General features: G+C 48.7%; 1 protein-coding gene. It reads right to left on the minus strand.

The window, feature by feature from the left end; all coding sequences use genetic code 11:
• Positions 1–524: alpha-ketoacid dehydrogenase subunit beta (locus R7Q48_RS30860; RefSeq protein WP_318134223.1), on the minus strand; the 524-nt coding region annotated here is incomplete at both ends.

The following is a 524-nucleotide window of genomic DNA, read 5'->3' on the forward strand; positions in this document are numbered from 1 at the left end:
CTTCTTTCTGAACCATGAAATAATCTTCGTTACGGTAATAAGGCATAATGGTATCCATACCTGTGACTCGTTTAGGTGGCGCTTTTAGCAAGCACATCGCGTGCTCGGCGGTTCGAGCCAGCAGCTCAGAACCCACACCACACGTTTTACTGGCTTCATGTACAACCAGCAGGCGTCCGGTTTTCTCTAGTGAACGGAAAATCGTCGCGGTATCAATCGGCTTAATACTTGCCAGATCAATGACTTCGACTTCGATCCCTTGGCTTGATAGGGTTTGCGCAGCTTGGAGAGATTCAACAACACATGCTCCCCATGTCACGAGCGTAATACCTCGGCCTTTGCGCAGCGTAAAACAAGTGTCTAACGGTAATGCTTCCCCGTTATCAATCACTTCGGATTTAACGGTGCGATAGATGCGTTTGGGTTCAAAGAACATCACTGGATCGTTACTGCGAATGGCAGCAAGCAGCAAACCGTAAGCACGCTGAGGGGAAGATGGAATCACCACTTTAAAGCCTGCGGTA

Source organism: Vibrio sp. 378 (genome assembly GCF_033339435.1).